Source organism: Streptomyces sp. NPDC059861 (assembly GCF_042731435.1).
Lineage (GTDB): Bacteria > Actinomycetota > Actinomycetes > Streptomycetales > Streptomycetaceae > Streptomyces.
This window is the reverse complement of record NZ_JBHWJQ010000018.1, coordinates 106977-124643: the sequence shown is the minus strand read 5'-3', so window position 1 is coordinate 124643 and position 17667 is coordinate 106977. Positions and strand designations below refer to the sequence as shown.

Annotated in this window: 12 protein-coding genes; 4 read left to right on the top strand and 8 right to left on the bottom strand. The window is 72.3% G+C overall.

Annotated elements, in window-relative coordinates; genetic code table 11:
• Nucleotides 1–5: 5 nt before the first annotated feature.
• The 3 genes from ACFV6X_RS18215 to ACFV6X_RS18205 form a co-directional block, all read right to left on the bottom strand.
• The gene (locus ACFV6X_RS18215) at nt 6–5252 is read right to left on the bottom strand and encodes a hypothetical protein (RefSeq protein ID WP_385384442.1); all 5247 of its coding nucleotides are present in this window, start codon (nt 5250–5252) and stop codon (nt 6–8) included.
• Nucleotides 5249–6103, bottom strand: a complete 855-nt coding sequence (locus tag ACFV6X_RS18210; protein ID WP_385384439.1) for a DUF4132 domain-containing protein — start codon at nt 6101–6103, stop codon at nt 5249–5251. The genes ACFV6X_RS18215 and ACFV6X_RS18210 overlap by 4 nt, the downstream gene beginning before the upstream one ends.
• Before the next feature lie 600 nt (nt 6104–6703).
• Nucleotides 6704–7729 (bottom strand): alcohol dehydrogenase, encoded by a 1026-nt coding sequence (locus ACFV6X_RS18205; RefSeq protein ID WP_385384436.1) that lies wholly within the window; start codon nt 7727–7729, stop codon nt 6704–6706.
• Nucleotides 7730–7911: 182 nt separating this feature from the next.
• On the opposite strand from ACFV6X_RS18205, the gene ACFV6X_RS18200 reads away from it, so the two are divergent.
• Both ACFV6X_RS18200 and ACFV6X_RS18195 read left to right on the top strand, forming a co-directional pair.
• On the top strand, nt 7912–8475 hold the full coding sequence (locus ACFV6X_RS18200; RefSeq protein ID WP_385384433.1) for a CGNR zinc finger domain-containing protein: 564 nt from the start codon (nt 7912–7914) through the stop codon (nt 8473–8475).
• A gap of 173 nt (nt 8476–8648) precedes the next feature.
• Nucleotides 8649–8828: a hypothetical protein gene (locus ACFV6X_RS18195; protein WP_385384430.1), complete on the top strand. Its 180-nt coding sequence runs from the start codon at nt 8649–8651 to the stop codon at nt 8826–8828.
• A 288-nt stretch (nt 8829–9116) separates the two neighbouring features.
• Here ACFV6X_RS18195 and ACFV6X_RS18190 read toward each other — a convergent pair whose 3' ends face one another.
• A complete protein-coding gene (locus tag ACFV6X_RS18190) occupies nt 9117–10118 on the bottom strand; it encodes a hypothetical protein (protein ID WP_385384427.1) in 1002 nt (333 codons plus the stop codon).
• A 233-nt stretch (nt 10119–10351) separates the two neighbouring features.
• Here ACFV6X_RS18190 and ACFV6X_RS18185 point away from each other — a divergent pair, with 233 nt between their 5' ends.
• A complete protein-coding gene (locus ACFV6X_RS18185) occupies nt 10352–11410 on the top strand; it encodes an alpha/beta fold hydrolase (protein ID WP_385384425.1) in 1059 nt (352 codons plus the stop codon).
• A gap of 67 nt (nt 11411–11477) precedes the next feature.
• Here ACFV6X_RS18185 and ACFV6X_RS18180 read toward each other — a convergent pair whose 3' ends face one another.
• Nucleotides 11478–12086 (bottom strand): CGNR zinc finger domain-containing protein, encoded by a 609-nt coding sequence (locus ACFV6X_RS18180; protein WP_385384422.1) that lies wholly within the window; start codon nt 12084–12086, stop codon nt 11478–11480.
• 176 nt (nt 12087–12262) lie between these two features.
• Between ACFV6X_RS18180 and ACFV6X_RS18175 the strand changes: the two genes are divergently transcribed.
• On the top strand, nt 12263–13468 hold the full coding sequence (locus ACFV6X_RS18175; protein WP_385384419.1) for a cytochrome P450: 1206 nt from the start codon (nt 12263–12265) through the stop codon (nt 13466–13468).
• 54 nt (nt 13469–13522) lie between these two features.
• Here the strand turns inward: ACFV6X_RS18175 and ACFV6X_RS18170 are convergent, their stop codons facing one another.
• The 3 genes from ACFV6X_RS18170 to ACFV6X_RS18160 form a co-directional block, all read right to left on the bottom strand.
• Entirely contained in the window at nt 13523–13705 is a 183-nt protein-coding gene (locus ACFV6X_RS18170; protein WP_385384416.1) for a hypothetical protein, read from the bottom strand.
• 101 nt (nt 13706–13806) lie between these two features.
• Complete coding sequence (locus ACFV6X_RS18165) at nt 13807–15789, bottom strand: FHA domain-containing protein (RefSeq protein ID WP_385384413.1); 1983 nt, start codon at nt 15787–15789, stop codon at nt 13807–13809.
• Between the two features lie 60 nt (nt 15790–15849).
• Nucleotides 15850–17634 carry a protein kinase gene (locus tag ACFV6X_RS18160; RefSeq protein WP_385384410.1) on the bottom strand — a complete coding sequence of 595 codons (1785 nt, stop codon included), beginning with the start codon at nt 17632–17634 and terminating at the stop codon, nt 15850–15852.
• Nucleotides 17635–17667 lie beyond the last annotated feature (33 nt).

Genomic DNA, 17667 nt, shown 5'->3' with positions numbered 1-17667 from the left:
GATGGTCATCGGCGGCGGCCCTTGCGGGTGGCTCGGGTGGTCAGCTCCTCGTAGGCCGGGGCGTCACCGGCGCGTACGCGGTCCCACGCGCGCGTGAACAGCTCCGGCACCGGTAGCAGCGGCACCGCGCGGGAGTGGTCACGGATCGGGTAGAGAGCCTGCTTCCAGATCTCCACCGGCAGCGCGGGGGACTTCAGGTCGAGCCAGCCGCACGGCAGGAAGAGGGTCCGTCCGGCGCGCGCCCGCTTGGCCTCGACGACCAGATCGGTGGCTGCCAGCTCGGCGCGGGCCTTCTTCGTGCGGGCCGGTTTCCAGCCCGTCCAGCGGGCGCAGTTGCGGTCCGTCGGGTCGGGCAGGGCCAGCAACTGGAGGTAGAGCGCCGCCGCGTCCTCGCCCAGACCGTGGGTCCTCGCGACCTCGGCGACCAGTTCGGGCACGCAGACGCACGGGTCCTGGGCGTGACCGGCGGGCTCCTCGCCGCCCGTTCCCGCAGCCAGGGCGCGGGCGAGCTCGTCACCCAGGATCGTGCGCACAGCCCGCATGCCCTCGCCGTGCCCGGCCCCGGCTATTCCCTCGACCAGCCCGAACACCGGGTCGTCGGCCCCGTCGAGGGCACCGGTGCGGACCAGGACGGTCTCCTGGTCGCCGTACCAGGGGCGCAGCACCAGCGCCTCGCCCACGGCGGTCAGACCGTGCGCGTCGGCACCACCGGTGGCGGGCAGACCGTATGCCTTGCGCAGTTGCACGGCCGTCGACGAGCCCTTCTCCGTCCACATCAGGTCGAGGTCGAGGAGCAGGCCGGGGTCCGCGACGCGGCGGCGCAGCGCGGTCAGCCCGTCCGGCAGGACGGCGCGCAGGGGGTGCCCGTACGGCAGGGAGTAGGCGAGTCCGGCCAGGGTGGCCACGGCACGCGTCAGGTCGTGCCGTCTCGGCAGCGCCCGGGAGTCCTCCGGCACCAGATCGCCGTCCTTGCCGGGCCGCTGGACCGTGGTACGGCTGATCCAGGGGGTGCGGCCCGGGTTGAGCACCTCCTCGGCGGCACCCGCGGGCACCCCGGCCAGGGAGAGTTCCCCCGCGAGGTCCTCGGGCAGGCGGACCACTCCGCCGAGCCGCTCGGCCCACAGCCGGCCCGCCGCGTCCGTGTCCGGTCCGGCCGTCCACAGGTCGCCGGCGTTCTCGGGCAGCAGGGCGCCGACGAGGGCCGTGCGGTCGCCGGTCTCCAGCGAGGCCAGCAGGGCGTCACCGAGCTCCTTCTGGCGCGGCTTCAGCCCGGTCGCGGCGACCACCTCTTCGGTGAGCTGGGACGGCGTCCCGGCGAGCAGCAGGCTCGCCTGGAGGAGCCCCAGACCCTGCCGCGTCGCGGCGGCCAGAGCGGCGGGCGCCTCCGGCTGCCACGGCGCCGGTCCCTTGTCCCGGATCAGTGCGGTCACCGTGGCAAGCGCCTCGGCCGGGAACACCGGTGGGTGCGCCTTCTCCCTGTCCAGCGTGAAGTGCGCGACCGCGCCGAACGCACCGGCCGGGTCGTGGTCCAGGGCCAGCCAGTGCACGAGCCCGTGCTGCCGGTCGACGTTCTGGCAGCCGAGGACGACGACGGTGCGGCCCTCGCGGCGTAGCACCTGGCCGATCCGCTCCTGCCCGTCGTGCGGCTCGCTCAGGACGACCTCGCGCACGGCACCTCCGGCCGCCGCCAACGGACCCTCGGTGACCGCCTCGAACAGCAGCAGCAGCGCCTCGCCGTGTGCCTTGGTCACGGTCGGTGCGGCGGCGCGGTAGGCGAGCGGGCGCAGCACGTCCAGCACGGACGGCCACACGACGCCGATGCCCGGAACGGTGAACTCGTCGCTGTGCCACCCGTCGGCGGACCCGGTGTGCCGGGAGGCCTCGGGCAGCGGCTTGCCGTCGGCAGGCTTCCCGGACAGCACGTGGTTGACGGCGCGGATCTGACGCAGCGTGCTCCAGCGCTCTTGGCCGCCCCACCATCCGTGCAGGTTGGCGAGACCCGTGACGGCCTCACGCAGCGTCTGGTCGTCGCCGTCCTGGGGGCGGTGGTCGGCGAACATGCCCTCGACGCGCTTGCGTTCCGCCTGCGGCCGCTCCACCGGAGGCCTCACGAAGGTGGCGACCGACTCGGCCAGCCGCAGCACCGCGCGAACCAGGACCGTGACACCGGTCAGCATCTGGGGCTGGGTCAGGTCCGGCAGGGCACGGGAGACGACGTCCCGCAGGACCTCGTCGGCGGTCGGCACGGCGGGAGCGCCGGCGAGGGCACCCGCGGGGCTCTGCGTCACCATCGCCGCCGCCTGCGTCTGGCTGAGGGCCGCCGATTGCGCCTGGGCTGCCGCCGCCTGCGTCGGGCTGACGGCCGCCGAATGAGCCTGGGCTGTCGCCGCCGTGTGCGTCGGGCTCAGGGCCACCGCATGGGTCTGCCCCATCGCCGTCGCCCGCGTGAGGCCGGACGCCGCCACGTGCGTCGGTCCGCCCGCCGCCGCGATCATCGCCTGCCGCTCCGCCAGCGCCTGAGCCCCGGCGCGCAACAACGCTCCTGCCCGCTCGTCGTCCAGCGACCGCAGGATCGCCGACGCGCTCTCGTCGCGCGGCCGCAGCGCATGCCAGAAGTCGACCGGCGGGACGAGCCGCGTGCCGGCGGCGTACTCGCCGCCCTGCTCAAGCGGCGTCAGCCGGCCCAGCTCCCGCAGGCCGGTGCTGTCGTCACCCGTGAACAGGGCGATCTGACGGTACTGCGCGACGACGACGGGCTCGGCGCCACCGGGCAGCCGCAGCGCCCCGAGCGGCACGTCCGGCGTCCGGCCGCCGCGCCTCGACGGCAGCGTGACGGTCCGGCCGTCGGGTGTGCCGACGGTGGTGCGGGCGTCGTCGCCCTCGCCCTCCGCGCGCACCCACTGGCCGAGGACCGTGCCGTCCGTACCGAACGGGCTCCGCTCCAGGCCGGGTTGCAGGGGCAGTACCGCACAGTGCTGCTGGAGCAGGGTCGCGCCCTCGCGGATGCCGGACCGCAGGAACGCGGGCAGCGAGGCACGCCCGTGTGTGCCGGTGGCCGGGTCGTACTCCAGCCACACCTGCTGCCGTCCCTGCCGGCCCTGGCGCCAGTACGAGGTGCCGTCCCCGAGGATGCGGCGCTCCGGCGGCAGGACCGTGTCCCCGGCGTGCAGGGCGCGCCCACCGGTGGCTCGTCCGCCGCCGGGCAGCGGGATCGACGTCTCGCCGGCGTCGCTGCTGCCGTACCAGCGCGGGATGCTCTCGCCGCCGAGGGTGAACACCTCGGACGGGCGGGCCGACCAGTAGCCGTACTGCTTGCCGTCGTGGTGCCACATCACCAGCAGCTCGCCGTCCGTGTAGCGGAACGTCGGACGCCGCCAGCGGTCCAGCTCCACCGGGAGCCGCAGTTCGTGCTCCAGCAGGATGTCCTCCGGGCCCACGACGATCGCCTTGTGCCTGCGGGAGAGGATCAGCGCCGGCCAGGCCTCGTGGACGGCGAGCGTGTCGTCGTGGTCGCGCCGGGTCTCCGCGTCCAGACGCCGCAGCGCCTCGTCGAGGGCGGGCCAGCCCAGTTCGTCCGGGATACCGGCGCGCAGGGTCACGCCGAGCAGGGGCGCCACGTCGAGTGCGGTGACCCGGGAGACGGCCTGCGGGCTGATCCGGGCGGCGACCGCACGGAAGGGGCGCATGCGGTCCAGCGCCGCGCGCGCGGCGGGCAGTCCGGCCGCCTCGACCAGCTCCCCGGCGGCGTCGTCCAGCCACTCGCGCAGCACGTCGGCGAGCACGGGGTGCCCGGCCAGGCCCTCCAGCAGCCCGGCATCGGGGCGGTGGCCGCTCAGGTTCCCGATCGCCGTGTAGAGCAGACGCCGGTGGCGGGGGTCCGCCGCGACGGCCTTCAGGTCCCGTCGCCCGGGCAGGGTCTCGTGAAGCCACTGGCTGACGGGGAGGATGACGTCCACGTCCGCCCCCGGCAGCGTCAGCGGTACGCCCTCCGCCACGCACAGGTCCAGCAGGTCGAGGTCGGCGCCGGCCTGCCAGCGGCCCGTGAAGAGGTCCACCGGGCGGCCCTGGGCACGCAGGCGCGCGGCCATGCGTCCGACGAGCGCGAGGGTGGCCGGTGACCGGCCGCTGACCGTGCCGCCATGCTTGCGATGCAACGCCCAGCGAGTCAGCCACTCCGCCGCGTCGACTCCGTCCGAGGCCTCGGCGTCACCCGTCAGCAGCCGGTCCGCGCCGGTCTCGGCGAGCAGCGCCAGCCAGAAGTCGTCGTCCTTCATGGACCGGCCCAGCCCGGCCGGCATGATCTCCAAAAGCCGGACCGGGACAGCGGGTTGCTCCTCGGCCAGGACGACGAGCGTCGCCCGGTAGGAGTTCCAGAACGACGCGGGTGCCCGGACCGCCGCGGGTGAGACGAGCAGATCCGCGACCAGGGCGCACTCCTCGGTCACGCGGCTCAGACCCGCCGCCTTGATCAGGGTGCGCGCGTCCTGGGGCAGCGACGCGTACGGCGGCATGCCCGCGGCGCAGCGCTCCACGGTCAGCTGCCGGAACTGCGCCCAGGCCTCGGCCGCGGTGAGCCGCGCCGCGAGGGCCTTCACATGCTCCTTGAGCGCCTTGACCGTCAGTGCCCCGGCGAAGGCGAACTCCAGGAACACGGCCCGCTGCCGCTCCTCGTCCACCGTCAGCGCGTGCACCCGCTCCGCCTCGCGGGCCTTGCCGAAGAAGGCGGCCGCGTAGGTGGTGTTGTCGTGCTGGAGGAAGACGCGGGCGGCCTGCTCGTAGAAGGTGGGCAGGAAGTGCGGCACCGCCCGGCCGAGCCGCTCGCCGAGCGCCTCGAAGCCCTCTTTCGCCGTACCGGGACGGGACTTGGCCTGCCGCGCGAGCCGCTCGACGTCCTTGACCAGCGCCAGCGCGTGGTGCCCGTTCGCCGGGTCGTTGACCAGGGCCCACGCGGGGAAGCCGAGGGTCTCCCGACGCACCTGCCCGACCTCGCGGACCTCCGGCTCCCGGACCAGTCCGAGGAAGTCCAGGGCGAGATCCTCCGCCTCCCCGAGCGTGCCCGGCACGAGCCGCACGACCTTGCGCTCGTCCAGCGCGGGATGCGTGTACGTGCGCACGGTGAGGACGTCGGCGTCCTCCCGGCCGCTGGTGCCCGGGGGCAGGACGGCGCCGGCGTCGAGGAGGGCGGCGGCGGTGGTCTCGTCGTGGGCGATGCCGTCGTACGAGTCGTCGGTGGTCCTGTCGTGGGTCGTCATGCCGCCCGCTCCTCGTCCTCGATGTCGCGCCCGGCGTACAGCGCCGCCGCCATGCGCATGCCCTCCGACCAGGCCACCGGCCCGACCTGACCCAGCTTCAGCGTTCGACCCGCCGGGTCGGTGAAGACCAGGGCACCGGTCTCCGTCTCCTCGTAGCCGTCGTAGTCGCCGATCCACACCCGGGCCTCGACGCCGCGGCCGTCCTCCAGCACGGAGCACACGGCGTGGCCGCCGCGCACGCGGTAACCGAGCTGGGTCGTCCGTCCGTGCAGGAACCGCAGTTCCTTGAAGGCCCCGCCCGCGTAGTCCTCGACGGAGGCGGCGTCGGCGTCGAGTGCCGCGGGCCGGTGCCAGACCTCGCGGAAGAGCTGCTGGGCGCGCTGCTCGACGCCGAGTTCGACGGCGAACTCCCGCAGCTCCTCCAGGTCTTCGAGCAGCACCGGGTGCGGCACACGGACCAGGCCGGGGCTGAGCCGGACGGTGTCGCCGTCGAGGTCGACCAGACCGAGGCCGCGCTCGGGGTCCGCGTCCCGCAGGAACCCGGCCACCACGCCGTCCGCGCCGGTGACCACCAGGTCGCGCAGGGCGGCCCGCCAGGCCGGGTCCGGCCAGACGCGCGCCAGGACCGCGAACGGCACCGGCAGCGAACGCACCATCCACCGCTCCACGTCGGCCAGGCACTGCCGTTCGTGCCGCTCCAGCCACTCGACGAGCTGACGCAGCCCCACCACCGCCGGATCATCGGCGATCTTGGGCGGTACGGACTTCAGCCGCCGCCCGGCCGCGTTGCGGCACACCACCTTGCCGTCGTTCAGGGCGACTTCGTAGTCGCCGGCCGACACCCACCCCATGCGTGCCTCCCGCACCCGCAGTGATCAAGTGACGGGAACTGTAGAACAGGCCTCTGACAACGCGTGGTCCCGTGCGCCGTCAGCGCACCGGCCCGTGTGGCCAGGTCGTCGCGGTCGGGCAGGAGGAGTACGGCCGTGCCCTCGGGGGCGAGGACGCGGCGCGGTTCCGTCCACGAGCGGGCAGGGGCGGAGGCGAGCGGAAAGCGGCCCGGCGTCCGAACGGCCCACCGTGACGGAGCAGTTGACCGGCGTCGGCGCGGGTAGCGGTGACCGCGTCCGCGGAGAGGTCGTAGCCGTGGAAGCGGGCGTCGGGTCCCGAGAAGTTCGGTGAGGCCGGGCAGGGCGTGACCCGTCGGTCCGATGCCGGGGCGCTGGGCGGCGCAGGAGCACGTCGTCCGCGGCGCGCAGCGGCGGCACGGACCGGTGCGTGCGGACATGGGCTTCGCGGTGGCGCAGCTCGGTCACGGCGCAGCGTCCGGACCCTACGACCTCGACGGCGACCACGGCCTCCAGGCCGGGGAGGCAGCGCGCCACGAGGGGCGTGCGTGCACGGTGTCGGGTCTTCGCCGAGGGTGCCGAGCGGAGTGGAAGAAGTGAATGTCAGGTGGGAGTGAGCACCATGCGGAAGCGGGCGCGGCCGGCGAGCATCTTCTGGTAGGCCTCGCCGGTCTGGCTCAGGGGCATGACCTCCACCACGGGACGGATTCCGTGCAGCGCGCTGAACGCCATGGTGTCCTGCACGTCCTGCGCGGTTCCGGACGGGTGACCGCGCACGGTCCTGGCCCGCATGATCAGCTGGGCCGGACTGATCAGCACGGGATCGGGATCTACCCCGATGACCACGAGCTCGCCGCGATGGGAGAGTCCGTCGACCGTCGCCGCGATGGCGTCGGAGGCGCCGGCGGTGGCGATCACCACTTTCGCGCCTCCCAGGGCCTGAAGGGCATCCGCGACGCTGGTCGAGCCCGTGCTGTCGATGTAGTGGTGGGCCCCGAGCTGCTTGGCGAGTTCGGCCCTGTCCGGACCCCGCGCGATGGCCACTGTCTCGTAGCCCATGGCTACGGCGTACTGGACCGCCAGATGGCCAAGACCACCGATGCCCAGTACGGCGACCAGGTCGCCCGGCTGGGCGGGGCTGCGCCGCAGCCCGTTGTACGTGGTCACGCCCGCGCAGGCCAGGGGCCCCGCGTCTGCCGCCGTCAGCGCGTCGGGGATCCGGGCCAGGGCGTCGACGGGCGCGACGATGGACTCGGCGAAGCCTCCGTCGTAGGTCCAGCCGGGAACCTTCAGGCTCTCGCAGACGATGAAGTCGCCCTGCCGGCAGGGCGTGCAGTGACCGCAGCTGCCTCCGAACCAGCCCACGGTCACGCGGTCCCCGACGTTCCAGTTGTTGTCCTGCGCCCCTTCTCCGAGTTCCTCGATGCGCCCGGCGACCTCATGCCCCGCGACCACCGGGAACTGCACACCGGGCAGTCCACCGCTCACGAAGAAGTCGTCGCTGTGACAGATTCCGCAGGCCTCCACGGCGATCCGTACATGGCGGGGCCCCGGGTGCGGCACCTCACGCTCCACGATCTCGAAGGGTCCGTTCGGGGTGGCGACCTGTGCGACTCGATAGCTGCTCATCTGTGTCTCCTGGTCAGGGACGGCGGACCTGAGCCGGCAGACAGCCCTCTGGGGGTGACCCGCCTGGCGGACACCGCTTCTCACGGCCGACGCGAGAGCACATCCATCCCACCACCGCCCTGGGAGCAGGGCAACCGGACCGGTGCCTTGCAGTGCGATACGTCACCTGCCAACATGGTGACGTGAATCTGGAGCATGTCTTCCTGTGCGGAAATCCCGCCCTCGACTTCGCGGCGACGCTGCGCGCCCGCCGGTCGGTGCGGTTCGAGATGTTCGTCTTCGGGGACCGGCTGGACGCCTGGTACCTCGAATCCGGAATCGTCGACGCGGTCACCCCGGCTGGAGAATCCGACGTCGAGCGGGCGGTGACCGTTCGCGAGGCCATCTATGAGCTGGTCACGGCCCGCGTCGCCGAGGAGGCCTTCGGCAGAGGGGCGCTCGCGGTGGTCAACAACGCGGCCCGAAGGCCTCCCGCGGCGCCGCAGCTGACCGCGACCGGGCGATGGACGGACGCGACGCAGGAAGAGGCCCTGTCGGTCGTGGCGCGCAACGCGGTGGAGCTCCTGAGCGGCGCGGACGTGCCGCTCATGAAGGAGTGCGGCAACCCCGAATGCACTCGTGTCTACATCGACCGGTCGCGAGGTATGCGCCGGCAGTGGTGCGGGATGGACTCGTGCGGAAACAAGCTGAAGGCGGCCGCCTACCGTGCGCGCAAGAAGCAGGCCCAGACGGTCGGCGCCCACTGAGAGGCGGCTGATCACGCCTGGTGCCGACATGCATCACCCTCTTGACGGGTGACGCCGCATGGGGAAGTATCGTCACTACTTGAGCTGGTGACCTAGAGCCGATGGCCCTGCGGACGCATCGCGGTCACCATCCGAGCGGGCCCTGTCTGATCCGACGCGTGCGTGAGGGCGAGATGACACACGAAGAGACTGCTGACTCGACTGCGGCCGAGGCCGTGCGCCGGGAACGGTTCGGCAAGCTGCCGGAGCGGATCCGCCTGGAGGACACGGTCGAGGAGAGGCCGGCCACGGTGCCGGATCCGGCGAAGGACACCTACAACCCCGACGAGTGGCTCGTTCGCAACTGCCTGTGAGCCGATGGAGGAGTGCCATGAACCTGCCCAAGATTCTCGCGGTACCGGCAGCGATCGTGGGCGCGGTGGCGATCGCGTTCGGCTGCTTCGCGCAGGTCTTCTGACGCTTTCCCGCGCACGCGGCCCGACCTGGGAATGCGCGGACGGCGTCGCCGACGGCGCGGAGGGAAGCCCGCGCTCGTCGGCCCCTTTCATCGAGCCCCCACGGCGGGCGTGACCAGTGCCGCCGTGGGGGCTTCGTCATGTGCGACACCTGTCGGGTCGCCGTGGCTCTCCGGTCGCGGCCGGCTACGCCTGTCGGCTCTGGGTCGCCCGGTAGGTGGACCGCCCCCACACCAGCAGCGCCGAGCAGACGGCCCACGCGGCGAGGCAGAGCAGCGGAACGAGAGTGTGGGCGCCGTCGAAGTAGCTCAGGTTGGTGATCGCCCGCACCGCGGCCCCGGGGGGCAGGATGCCCGAGACGGAATGCGCGACGCCGGGAAGCAGGTCCTCGCCGATGGTCGCCCCACTCGTGGCGTTGCCTATGGTCAGCAGGAGCAGTGTGGCCAAGGGGACGCCCACCGGGCCGAAGTACGTGCCGAGCAGCTTGGTCGTGAACGCCGCGGCGGCAGCCAGCAGGGCCAGGGTCACGGCCAGGAGGGGGAAGGGCGCGGGCACCGCTCCCAGAACCGGCCCGGCCAGTGTCGCGGCGACGACACCGGCGATGACCGCGAACCCCGCCATCACGGTGAACCGGTGCCGCAGGTGCAGGAGCTGCGACAGGCCCAGGATGCTCTGCGCCAGGGCGAAACCGGAGAGGGTGACGCCGAAGGCGACGTAGAAGGCCGCGAAGCCCCGGCTGTCGTACTGAGTCAGCGGCACGACGTCCTTCACGGTCACGGTGCTGCCCGCGCCATGGCCGTAGGCGGATATCAGGCTCTTCACCGCGCCGGTCGTCGACGGCCCGTTGGCCCCGGCGACCTCCAGGTACAGATCGCCGGCTCCCTCCGGCACCAGTACTCCGGCGACGTCCCGATGCCTGAGTGCCTGGTCCGCCGCGGCGACGCTCGGCGCGGAGTGGACGTCGATGCTGTCGCCCAGAGCCTGCTGGATCTGCGCGGACAGGTGGCTGCCGACCACCGCGACCGGGAGCCGGTGAGGCTGCGGAGCGCGTGCCAGGCCCACGTAGCAGCTGATGAAGGCGGATACGACGACGAGCGCGATCAGAATCGGCTGCAGCCAGGCTCGGACCGGCGGCCGCTCGGTGGGTGCCGCCTGGGGCGGACGGACGGCGGCGGGGGCGGTGTCCATGGAAGGGCCTCGGGGCTCTCGAGAGGGTGGCGTCGACAGGGGCTGACCGGCCCTGCCGAGGGGAACGCTCGATGGCTCGCCTTTGAGTCCCTGAGCGACATAGGTGTGCAACGTTAGCCTATGTCGCAGCGGCGCCCCAGTGGGGGTGGTGAGGCTGCGGGGCACCTGAGGAATCAAGGCAGGCGAGTGAGGCGGGCTCCTGCCTAGAGTGAGAAGTGAAGGAGAGGCCTCACATGATCAGCAGGCGGACTTTCGGCAAGGTCTTCGGCACGAGCGTGGGGTCGGCGTCCGTGGCGGGCGGCTTCGTCCCCTCGACGGCGCAGGCCTCGACCTCTCCGTCCGACGCGCGGAAACCGGGTGGCGCAGGGGCCACCACGACGCGCGGCGCAGCCACGGCCCTGACCGCCGACAAGCGCGTACGGGCAGGCGTCCTCGACGTCGGCTACGCCGAGGCCGGCCCGAAGCACGGGCCAGTGGTCATACTTCTCCACGGCTATCCGTACAGCATTCAGAGCTACGTCGATGTCGTGCCGCTGCTGGCGGCGGAGGGTCACCGGGTCGTCGTCCCGCACCTGCGCGGACACGGCACGACACGATTCGTCTCCGGCAGGACGTTCCGGAACGCCCAGCAGTCGGTGATCGCCCTGGACATCATCGCGCTGATGGACGCCCTGAAGATCGAGAAGGCGCTCCTCGCGGGCTACGACTGGGGGTCGCGTACGGCAGACATCATCGCCGCGCTGTGGCCGCAGCGCTGCAAGGCCCTGGTGTCCGTGACCGGCTACCTGATCACCAACCGTGAGGCGAACAAGCGGCCGCTGCCGCCGAAGGCCGAGTGGGCATGGTGGTACCAGTACTACTTCGCCACGGAGAGGGGAGAACTGGGACTCGCGGAGAACCGGGACGACCTGGCCCGGCTGATCTGGAAGTTCAACTCTCCGACCTGGGACTTCGACGACGCGACGTTCGACCGCACCGCCGCGGCCTTCTCCAATCCCGACTACGTCGGCATCGTTCTGCACAACTACCGCTGGCGCCTCGGCCTGGCCGCGGGCGACCCTCGCTACGACGCCCTGGAGAAGCGGCTCGCCGCGGCGCCGGCCATCGGCGTCCCGACGATCACGCTCGACGGCGAGGTGGACCCCTTCACACCCCCGGGTGAGGGCGCGGCCTACCGCGGCAAGTTCACGGGGAAGTACGCCCATCGGACCCTGAAGGGCATCGGCCACAACGTCCCGCAGGAGGCACCCGAAGCCTTCGCCCAGGCCGTCATCGACGTGAACCGCTTCTGAGTGTCGCCGCGCACCAGGTGTGCCCGAGGCGGGCAGGTCGAGCCGTAGCCGGGGGCGGCGGCGCGTGTCAGGTGGTCGTGCGGGTCGCCCGCAGGCGCGCGCGGTACGCGCGCAGGTTGGCCGCGTTGCCGCAGACCTTGACGTCGTGCCAGACCCCGCTGTTGTTCCGGGAGTGGTCGAAGAACGCCACGGCGCATCGGGGGTTGCGGCAGGTCTTGATCCGGCTCCAGGAGCCGTCCAGTTGCGCTTTGAACACCTCGATGGCCGCCAGGGAGGCCACCATCCGCCAGCCGGATCCGCGGGGGACCGGCTGTACGCGACCCGCCGCGTCCCAGTGCATGCTCACGGAGACCGTGGGCAGCGCCGTGGAGGCCGGCCCGTCGGGCACGGCCGAGTCGCTGTCGGGGGTCGTGAGTGTGTGCCGTAGGTCGTCGCGAAAGTCGCGCAGCCTCTCCAGGCCCTCCGGGTCCAGTTCGACGCCGGAGACGGCCGCTTCGGGCCGGCCCGCCAGGTTGGCCAGCGCGTCTCTCAGCCAGTTCTCGGCCGTGGAAGGGTCGGCGAGAAGGTCCTCCCGGCGCGGCTTGCCCGCGGCGATCGTGTTCATCAGTTCCTGCACGAAGGCAAGTCCTCCGGGAGCCGGTTCGATGCCGTAGCGGCTGAGGGCTGGCCAGCTCACGTCGACTCCCCTTGTCCTGCAGACACACGCATCCCGCTCTTGCACCTTACTGCGACCGCATGAGCCCCGGGACCGGGCGAACAGCGCATTGGGGTGTATCCCGGTGGCTCGGTCTCCCGGAGTGACATATGCATGGACTAACGCAAGCAGCCGAGGCATCGAGGGAGTACGGCGTCATGACCCCAGGCGACGAAGCGATCACGTGTCCGTTTGACTTCAGCGAAGGCATGGACTTCGACCCTTCCCTGGCCGAGCTGATGGACCGCGACGCCATCGCCCGGATCCGGCTGCCGTACGGTGACGCCGACGCCTGGCTGGTCACCGGGTTCGAGGGGGTACGGCGGGTGACCACGGACCACCGGTTCAGCCGGGCGGCGATCGTGGACTACGACTACCCGCGGCTGACCCCGGAACCCATCGTCTCCACCGAGTCGATCAATGTGATGGACCCCCCGTACAGCAGCCGTCTGCGGCGCCTGGCGTCGCAGGCGTTCACCCAGCGGCAGGTGGACGGGATGCGAGGGCGGATCACCCGGCTGGCGGACACCCTGCTCGACGAGATGGCCGCGCAGGGGCCCGGGGCGGACCTGGTCCGTCACCTGTCGGACCCGCTCCCTCAGCACACCATCTTCGACCTCTTCGGGATTCCCCGGGACGACTGGGCCCTCATGCGGCAGAACCTGCAGCACCTGCTCGCCACCGGCCCGGACAGCCGTGCGACCGCGGCGACCGCCAAGGCGGACCTGCGGGCGTACTTCGTCGACATGGTCCAGCAGCGGCGGAAGACCCCCGAGGAGGACCTGATCGGCGCGCTGGTCGCGGCCAAGGTCGGCGAGGACATGCTCGACGACCAGGAGATCGCCGTCATGGCCCTGACGCTGACGCTCAGCGGGCAGGACACGGCCACCTGCCAGATCAGCAACATCGTCTACCTCCTCCTGACCCACCCCGAGCTGATGAAGCGCCTCGAGAGCCGGCCGGAGGACCTGACGAACGTCCTGAACGAGCTGCTCCGCGTCATCCCCTTCCGCAAGGGCGTCGGCATTCCCCGGGTGGCGTTGGAGGACGTGGAGATGGAGGGGGTGCAGATCCGCAAGGGCGACTTCGTCCATGTGTCGTACCTGACCGCGAACCGCGACCCCGAGCGCTACCCGAACCCGGACCTCATCGACCCGGACCGGCCCTACCAGCCGCACATGACCTTCGGCTGGGGCGGACACCGGTGCATCGGCGTGCCGCTGGCCATGGCGGAGCTCGAAGTGGCCATCGGTCGGCTGCTGGAACGGTTCCCGGGGTTGCGGCTGGCCGTGTCGCCGGAGGAGGTTCGCTGGGACAAGGGCACGATCCGGCGCTTCCCGATCGAGTTGCCTGTCACTTGGTAGGTGACAGGCTGACGGCCGAGGCATGGGGCCCCGTCACCGTGTCTCGGAGTCCGGTCACCGGCTGATCAGCGGTAGCGCGGGGGAGGCGTGGCTGTCCCAGATCAGGCGTGAGGACTCCTCCGGGTAGACGGTGACGGCCGGGTGGGTGTCGAAGAGCTGCACGAGGCGTTGATCGGCGTCGTACGCGGGTCGGCCGGGGTCGCCATGGGTCGCGAACGACGTCCAGGCGGCGCGCATCCGCGTGGACAGGTCCTCCGCCTCGGGCGAGGGTGCTTCGCCGATCAGCAGGGACGGCTGGCCGCGATCGAGGTTCCCCCCCGCGCCCGGTGCGCCGGCTGTCAGGCCGGCGTGCGCGGGTCCAGGAGCTGCTCGGTCGCCCGGGGGCTGGTGGGGACGAAGACCGGGGCGTCCTGCTGGTAGAAGATGTCGATGTCCGCCTCCTCGCCGCCGACGATCAGCGTGTCCCACGCACCGCTCTCCTGGAGCGTCCGCAGGGTCGCGGGGGCCAGCGCGGAGAGGTGGGCCCGCAGTTCCTCGTCGTCGGGCAGGCCCGGCAGGCGCGTCGCGAGACGGTCGCGGATCGCCCGCATGCGGTCCAGGAGGACCTCCAGGTCCGGCCCTGCCGATCCCGCCGATCCCGCGGACACGGCGCCCCCGGTGGCCCCGCCGGCCGCGGCCGCCGATCCGGCGACGCCGGCCGCCGGGCCCGACGTAGCGTCCATGCTGCTGTCGATGATGTCCTTGATCGCTCGGGTGACGCCCCGCTCGTCCGTCGTGACCATCGCGTTCCACGCGCGGCTCTTGTGGCGGTACTGAAGCATCGACATCGCCGCCTCGTGGCGGATGAAGTCCGCGTCGCGCAGCGGGCGGCCCTGCCAGACCCGGCTGAGGGAGCGGGCCAGCGAGACGGCCGAGGCGAGACCGCTGTTGAGGCCGCGGCCGGGCCAGAAGTGGATGGCGTTGGCCGCGTCGCCCAGCAGGAAGCCGTACGTCCCGGGGCGGTCTGCGGTCGGGCGGGTGAGCTGGGCGGTGAACCGCGGGCGCTGCACCATGTCCAGCCGGAACGACGTGACCGCGCTGAGGTCGTCCTCGGCGACGCCGAACAGCCGCAGCCCCTCCTGGATCCGCTTCCACAGCGGCGAGCTGCGCAGCAGCGCGGGCAGGAACAGCGTGCCGTGGGTCGGGCAGACGAACTCGTTGTCCTCCTGGCGGCTCATCACGCACGGCCGGGCCGCGATGCACTCCTCGAAGACCTGCCGCACCGGATCGATGCCGATGACGTTGCGCGCCTCCTCGCGGGTCAGCCGCATGTTCAGGAAGCCCTCGCCGCGCAGCGAGTTGAGCAGGAACCGGTTCTGCGCGACCGTCAGCAGGACGCTCATCGGGTCCGAGAGCCGGGACTTGACCCGCAGCCCCAGCACGACGTCCTGGAGGTGCTCCCCGTCGAGGGAGTAGATGGAGGCGTCGGCCGCGCCGAAGCGGTCCGCGAAGTGCTCGCGGGTACGCGACCGGCCCCCCTCGCAGATCACCAGCACGTGGTCGCGGGCGATGAGGTGTTCGTGCTCCTCCGGCTCGAACCGCTTGGGCACCAGCCGGATCGCGGGCTTGCCGTTGGCCAGCTCCAGCAGCCGGTCCTCGACGTGGGCGATCCGGATGTTGCGGGGCGGCTGTCCGTTCACGGAGTCGGGCCCCAGCGGCCACATCTCGGAGAACTGGCCGTCCCCGAACAGCGCCGAACCCATCTCCTGGGTCAGCGCGAGGTACTGCCGACTCTGGACGGTGACGACCTGCTGGCGGCGGACGTTGCCGTGGGTCTCGTCCTTCCAGACCACGTCGGTGCCGCTGCGGATCCACCGGCCGTCGTAGACGGTGACGGAGACCCGCCCCTGCAGCGCCTCCTCCAGCAGCAGGGCGAAGGCGAGGCCGACCGGGCCGCCGCCGGTCACCGTGACCCGCAGCACGCCCGGGTCCATGGCCGCGCCGGCGCGGGGCAGGGCGAGCTGGGAGAGGTCCATGACCGTCTCCAGGGCCTCCTGCGTCTCGAACAGGAAGGTCTCGTCGCCGATGCGTATGGTGTCGCCGGGCGTCAGCTCGTGCCGGGTGACACGCTTGTCGTTGACGTAGGTGCCGTTCCTGCTGTCGCGGTCGTGCAGCACGTACGCGCCGTTCTCCGTGACGATCTCGGCGTGCAGCCGGGAGGCGCTGACACTGACGATGATGACGTCGTTGTCACTCTTGCGTCCGAACGTCAGCGGAGCGTCGCCGAGGACCACGCTCTGACCGGCGAAAGGACCGGTGCGTCCCACGATGACCGACAACACGGAAACTCCTTAGGGGAAAGCCAGGTTGGTTGAAGTATGTGCGACAGGTCGCGGGGAGGGTCACTCGCCGCCGGGACGGCACGTCACCGAGAACGGGACCGAGTTGGACTTCGCGTCGAACGGCGACCGGATCTCCACCGCCATCGCGCTCTGCAGCGTCCCCTCTTGCGCGTACGTCGACAGGCGCACCGTCTCCTCCTGGGTGGTCGGCTCGCCCTCGCGGAACGTCAGCGTCCGCCACTGCCGGTCGACCACCGAGCCGTTCTCCGAGACCCACCGGTACGAGAACTGGACGGGAGGGCGGCTCGTGGTGAACGTCGCGGTGAACCAGGGCGCCTGGCCGTCGCCTGGCGGGCAACTCCCGTCGTAGGTGGTCGCGTTGCCCGCCACTGTCACCGACACGGGCTGCGAGGCGTTGCCCTGTCCGCCGTCCTCGTCCTCGTCGTCCATGAGCGCGTAGGTCAGGCCTCCGCCCAGCAGAACGAGCACGGCCGCTCCAGCCCCGATCAGGTACGTGGTACGGCGGTTGCGCCGCGGGGGGACGGGCGCGGGACCGGTCCCGTGGCCGAAGCCCGGGCCGGAGGGCGCGATCACGGGCCCGAACCCCGCTCCGGCGAGAGGGGGACCGAACGACGGCAGCGGCGACGGTCCGGCCGGGGCGGGCGCCGCCGTGGCCTCCGGCACCGGCGCGGTGGCCGTCCCGCCGGGCGCGGGCGACGCGGCCGTGAGCTCCTCCAACGTGGGCTGCCGCGTGGTGGGCCGGCCCGTCGGGGGAGTGACGGCCGTCGTCCCGCTCGCGGCGAAGGCGGCCGTCGTGTCCTCGGCGGCCGCGGTCGGCACTGTTCGTCCGGTGGCGGACGCCACTGTCGGCAGCTCCTCCGCCGCCGTGACCGCCGCCGTCACCCCGGCCGTGACGGCGGCCGTGGCCGAGGCCGTGGCGATCGCCGTGGTCGTGGCGACGGTTCCGTCGGTGGCGGCGCCCGTGTCCGAAGGGACCGCCGGCTCCCCGGCGGCCAGGCGCAGTTCCCGCCCGGCCTGCTCGGCCGTCATCCGCTCCTCGGGGTCCTTGCGCATCAGGCCCTCGATGACCGACGTGAGCGGTCCCGCCCGGTGCGGCGGCGGCAGTTCGTCGTCCACGACGGCGCGCAGCGTCGCCAGTGCCGACGTCCGACGGAACGGTGAACGGCCCTGTACGGCGGTGTAGAGCAGCGCGCCCAGCGACCACAGGTCGGAAGCGGTGCCCGGCGTCCGGCCCAACGCCCGCTCCGGCGCCAGGTACTCGGGAGAGCCGACGACCTCGCCGGTCATCGTCAGCGCCGTATCGCCCTCCACGGTGGCTATCCCGAAGTCGGTCAGCACGACCCGGCCCTCGTCACCGAGCAGGACGTTGGCCGGCTTCACGTCACGGTGCAGCACCCCCGCGCCGTGCGCCGCGCGCAGCGCCGCCAGCACCTCGACGCCGATGCGCGCGGCCTCCTTCGGCGGCAGGGCGCCCTCGGCGCCGATCACGTCGGCCAGCGACCGGCCACGGACGAGTTCCATCACGATCCACGGCCGGCCGTCGAAGGTGGCCACGTCGTAGACGGTCACCACACCACGGGCGTTGACCCGGGCCGCCGCCCACGCCTCCCGCTCCAGCCGGGTGTACATCCGAGCGGTGCGCTCCGCGGGGAGTTCGATCGAGGCACGCACCTCCTTGACCGCGACCTCGCGGTGCAGCACCTCGTCGCGGGCGCGCCACACGGTGCCCATACCGCCCTCGCCGAGCACGGACAGCAGTCGGTACCGCCCGGCGACGAGCCGCTCGCCACCCGCGTCCGGCGAGGCCGCGTCCTGGTTGTGCATGGGGGTCAACTCCCTGTCTCTGCGAACTGCCAG

Excerpts from the sequence above, each read along its gene's own strand:
- ACFV6X_RS18215 (WP_385384442.1), bottom strand. The coding sequence starts at position 5,252 with ATGACGACCCACGACAGGACCACCGACGACTCGTACGACGGCATCGCC.
- ACFV6X_RS18210 (WP_385384439.1), bottom strand. The coding sequence starts at position 6,103 with ATGGGGTGGGTGTCGGCCGGCGACTACGAAGTCGCCCTGAACGACGGC.
- ACFV6X_RS18205 (WP_385384436.1), bottom strand. The coding sequence starts at position 7,729 with ATGAGCAGCTATCGAGTCGCACAGGTCGCCACCCCGAACGGACCCTTC.
- ACFV6X_RS18195 (WP_385384430.1), top strand. The coding sequence starts at position 8,649 with ATGACACACGAAGAGACTGCTGACTCGACTGCGGCCGAGGCCGTGCGC.
- ACFV6X_RS18190 (WP_385384427.1), bottom strand. The coding sequence starts at position 10,118 with ATGGACACCGCCCCCGCCGCCGTCCGTCCGCCCCAGGCGGCACCCACC.
- ACFV6X_RS18185 (WP_385384425.1), top strand. The coding sequence starts at position 10,352 with ATGATCAGCAGGCGGACTTTCGGCAAGGTCTTCGGCACGAGCGTGGGG.
- ACFV6X_RS18175 (WP_385384419.1), top strand. The coding sequence starts at position 12,263 with ATGACCCCAGGCGACGAAGCGATCACGTGTCCGTTTGACTTCAGCGAA.
- ACFV6X_RS18170 (WP_385384416.1), bottom strand. The coding sequence starts at position 13,705 with ATGCGCGCCGCCTGGACGTCGTTCGCGACCCATGGCGACCCCGGCCGA.
- ACFV6X_RS18160 (WP_385384410.1), bottom strand. The coding sequence starts at position 17,634 with ATGCACAACCAGGACGCGGCCTCGCCGGACGCGGGTGGCGAGCGGCTC.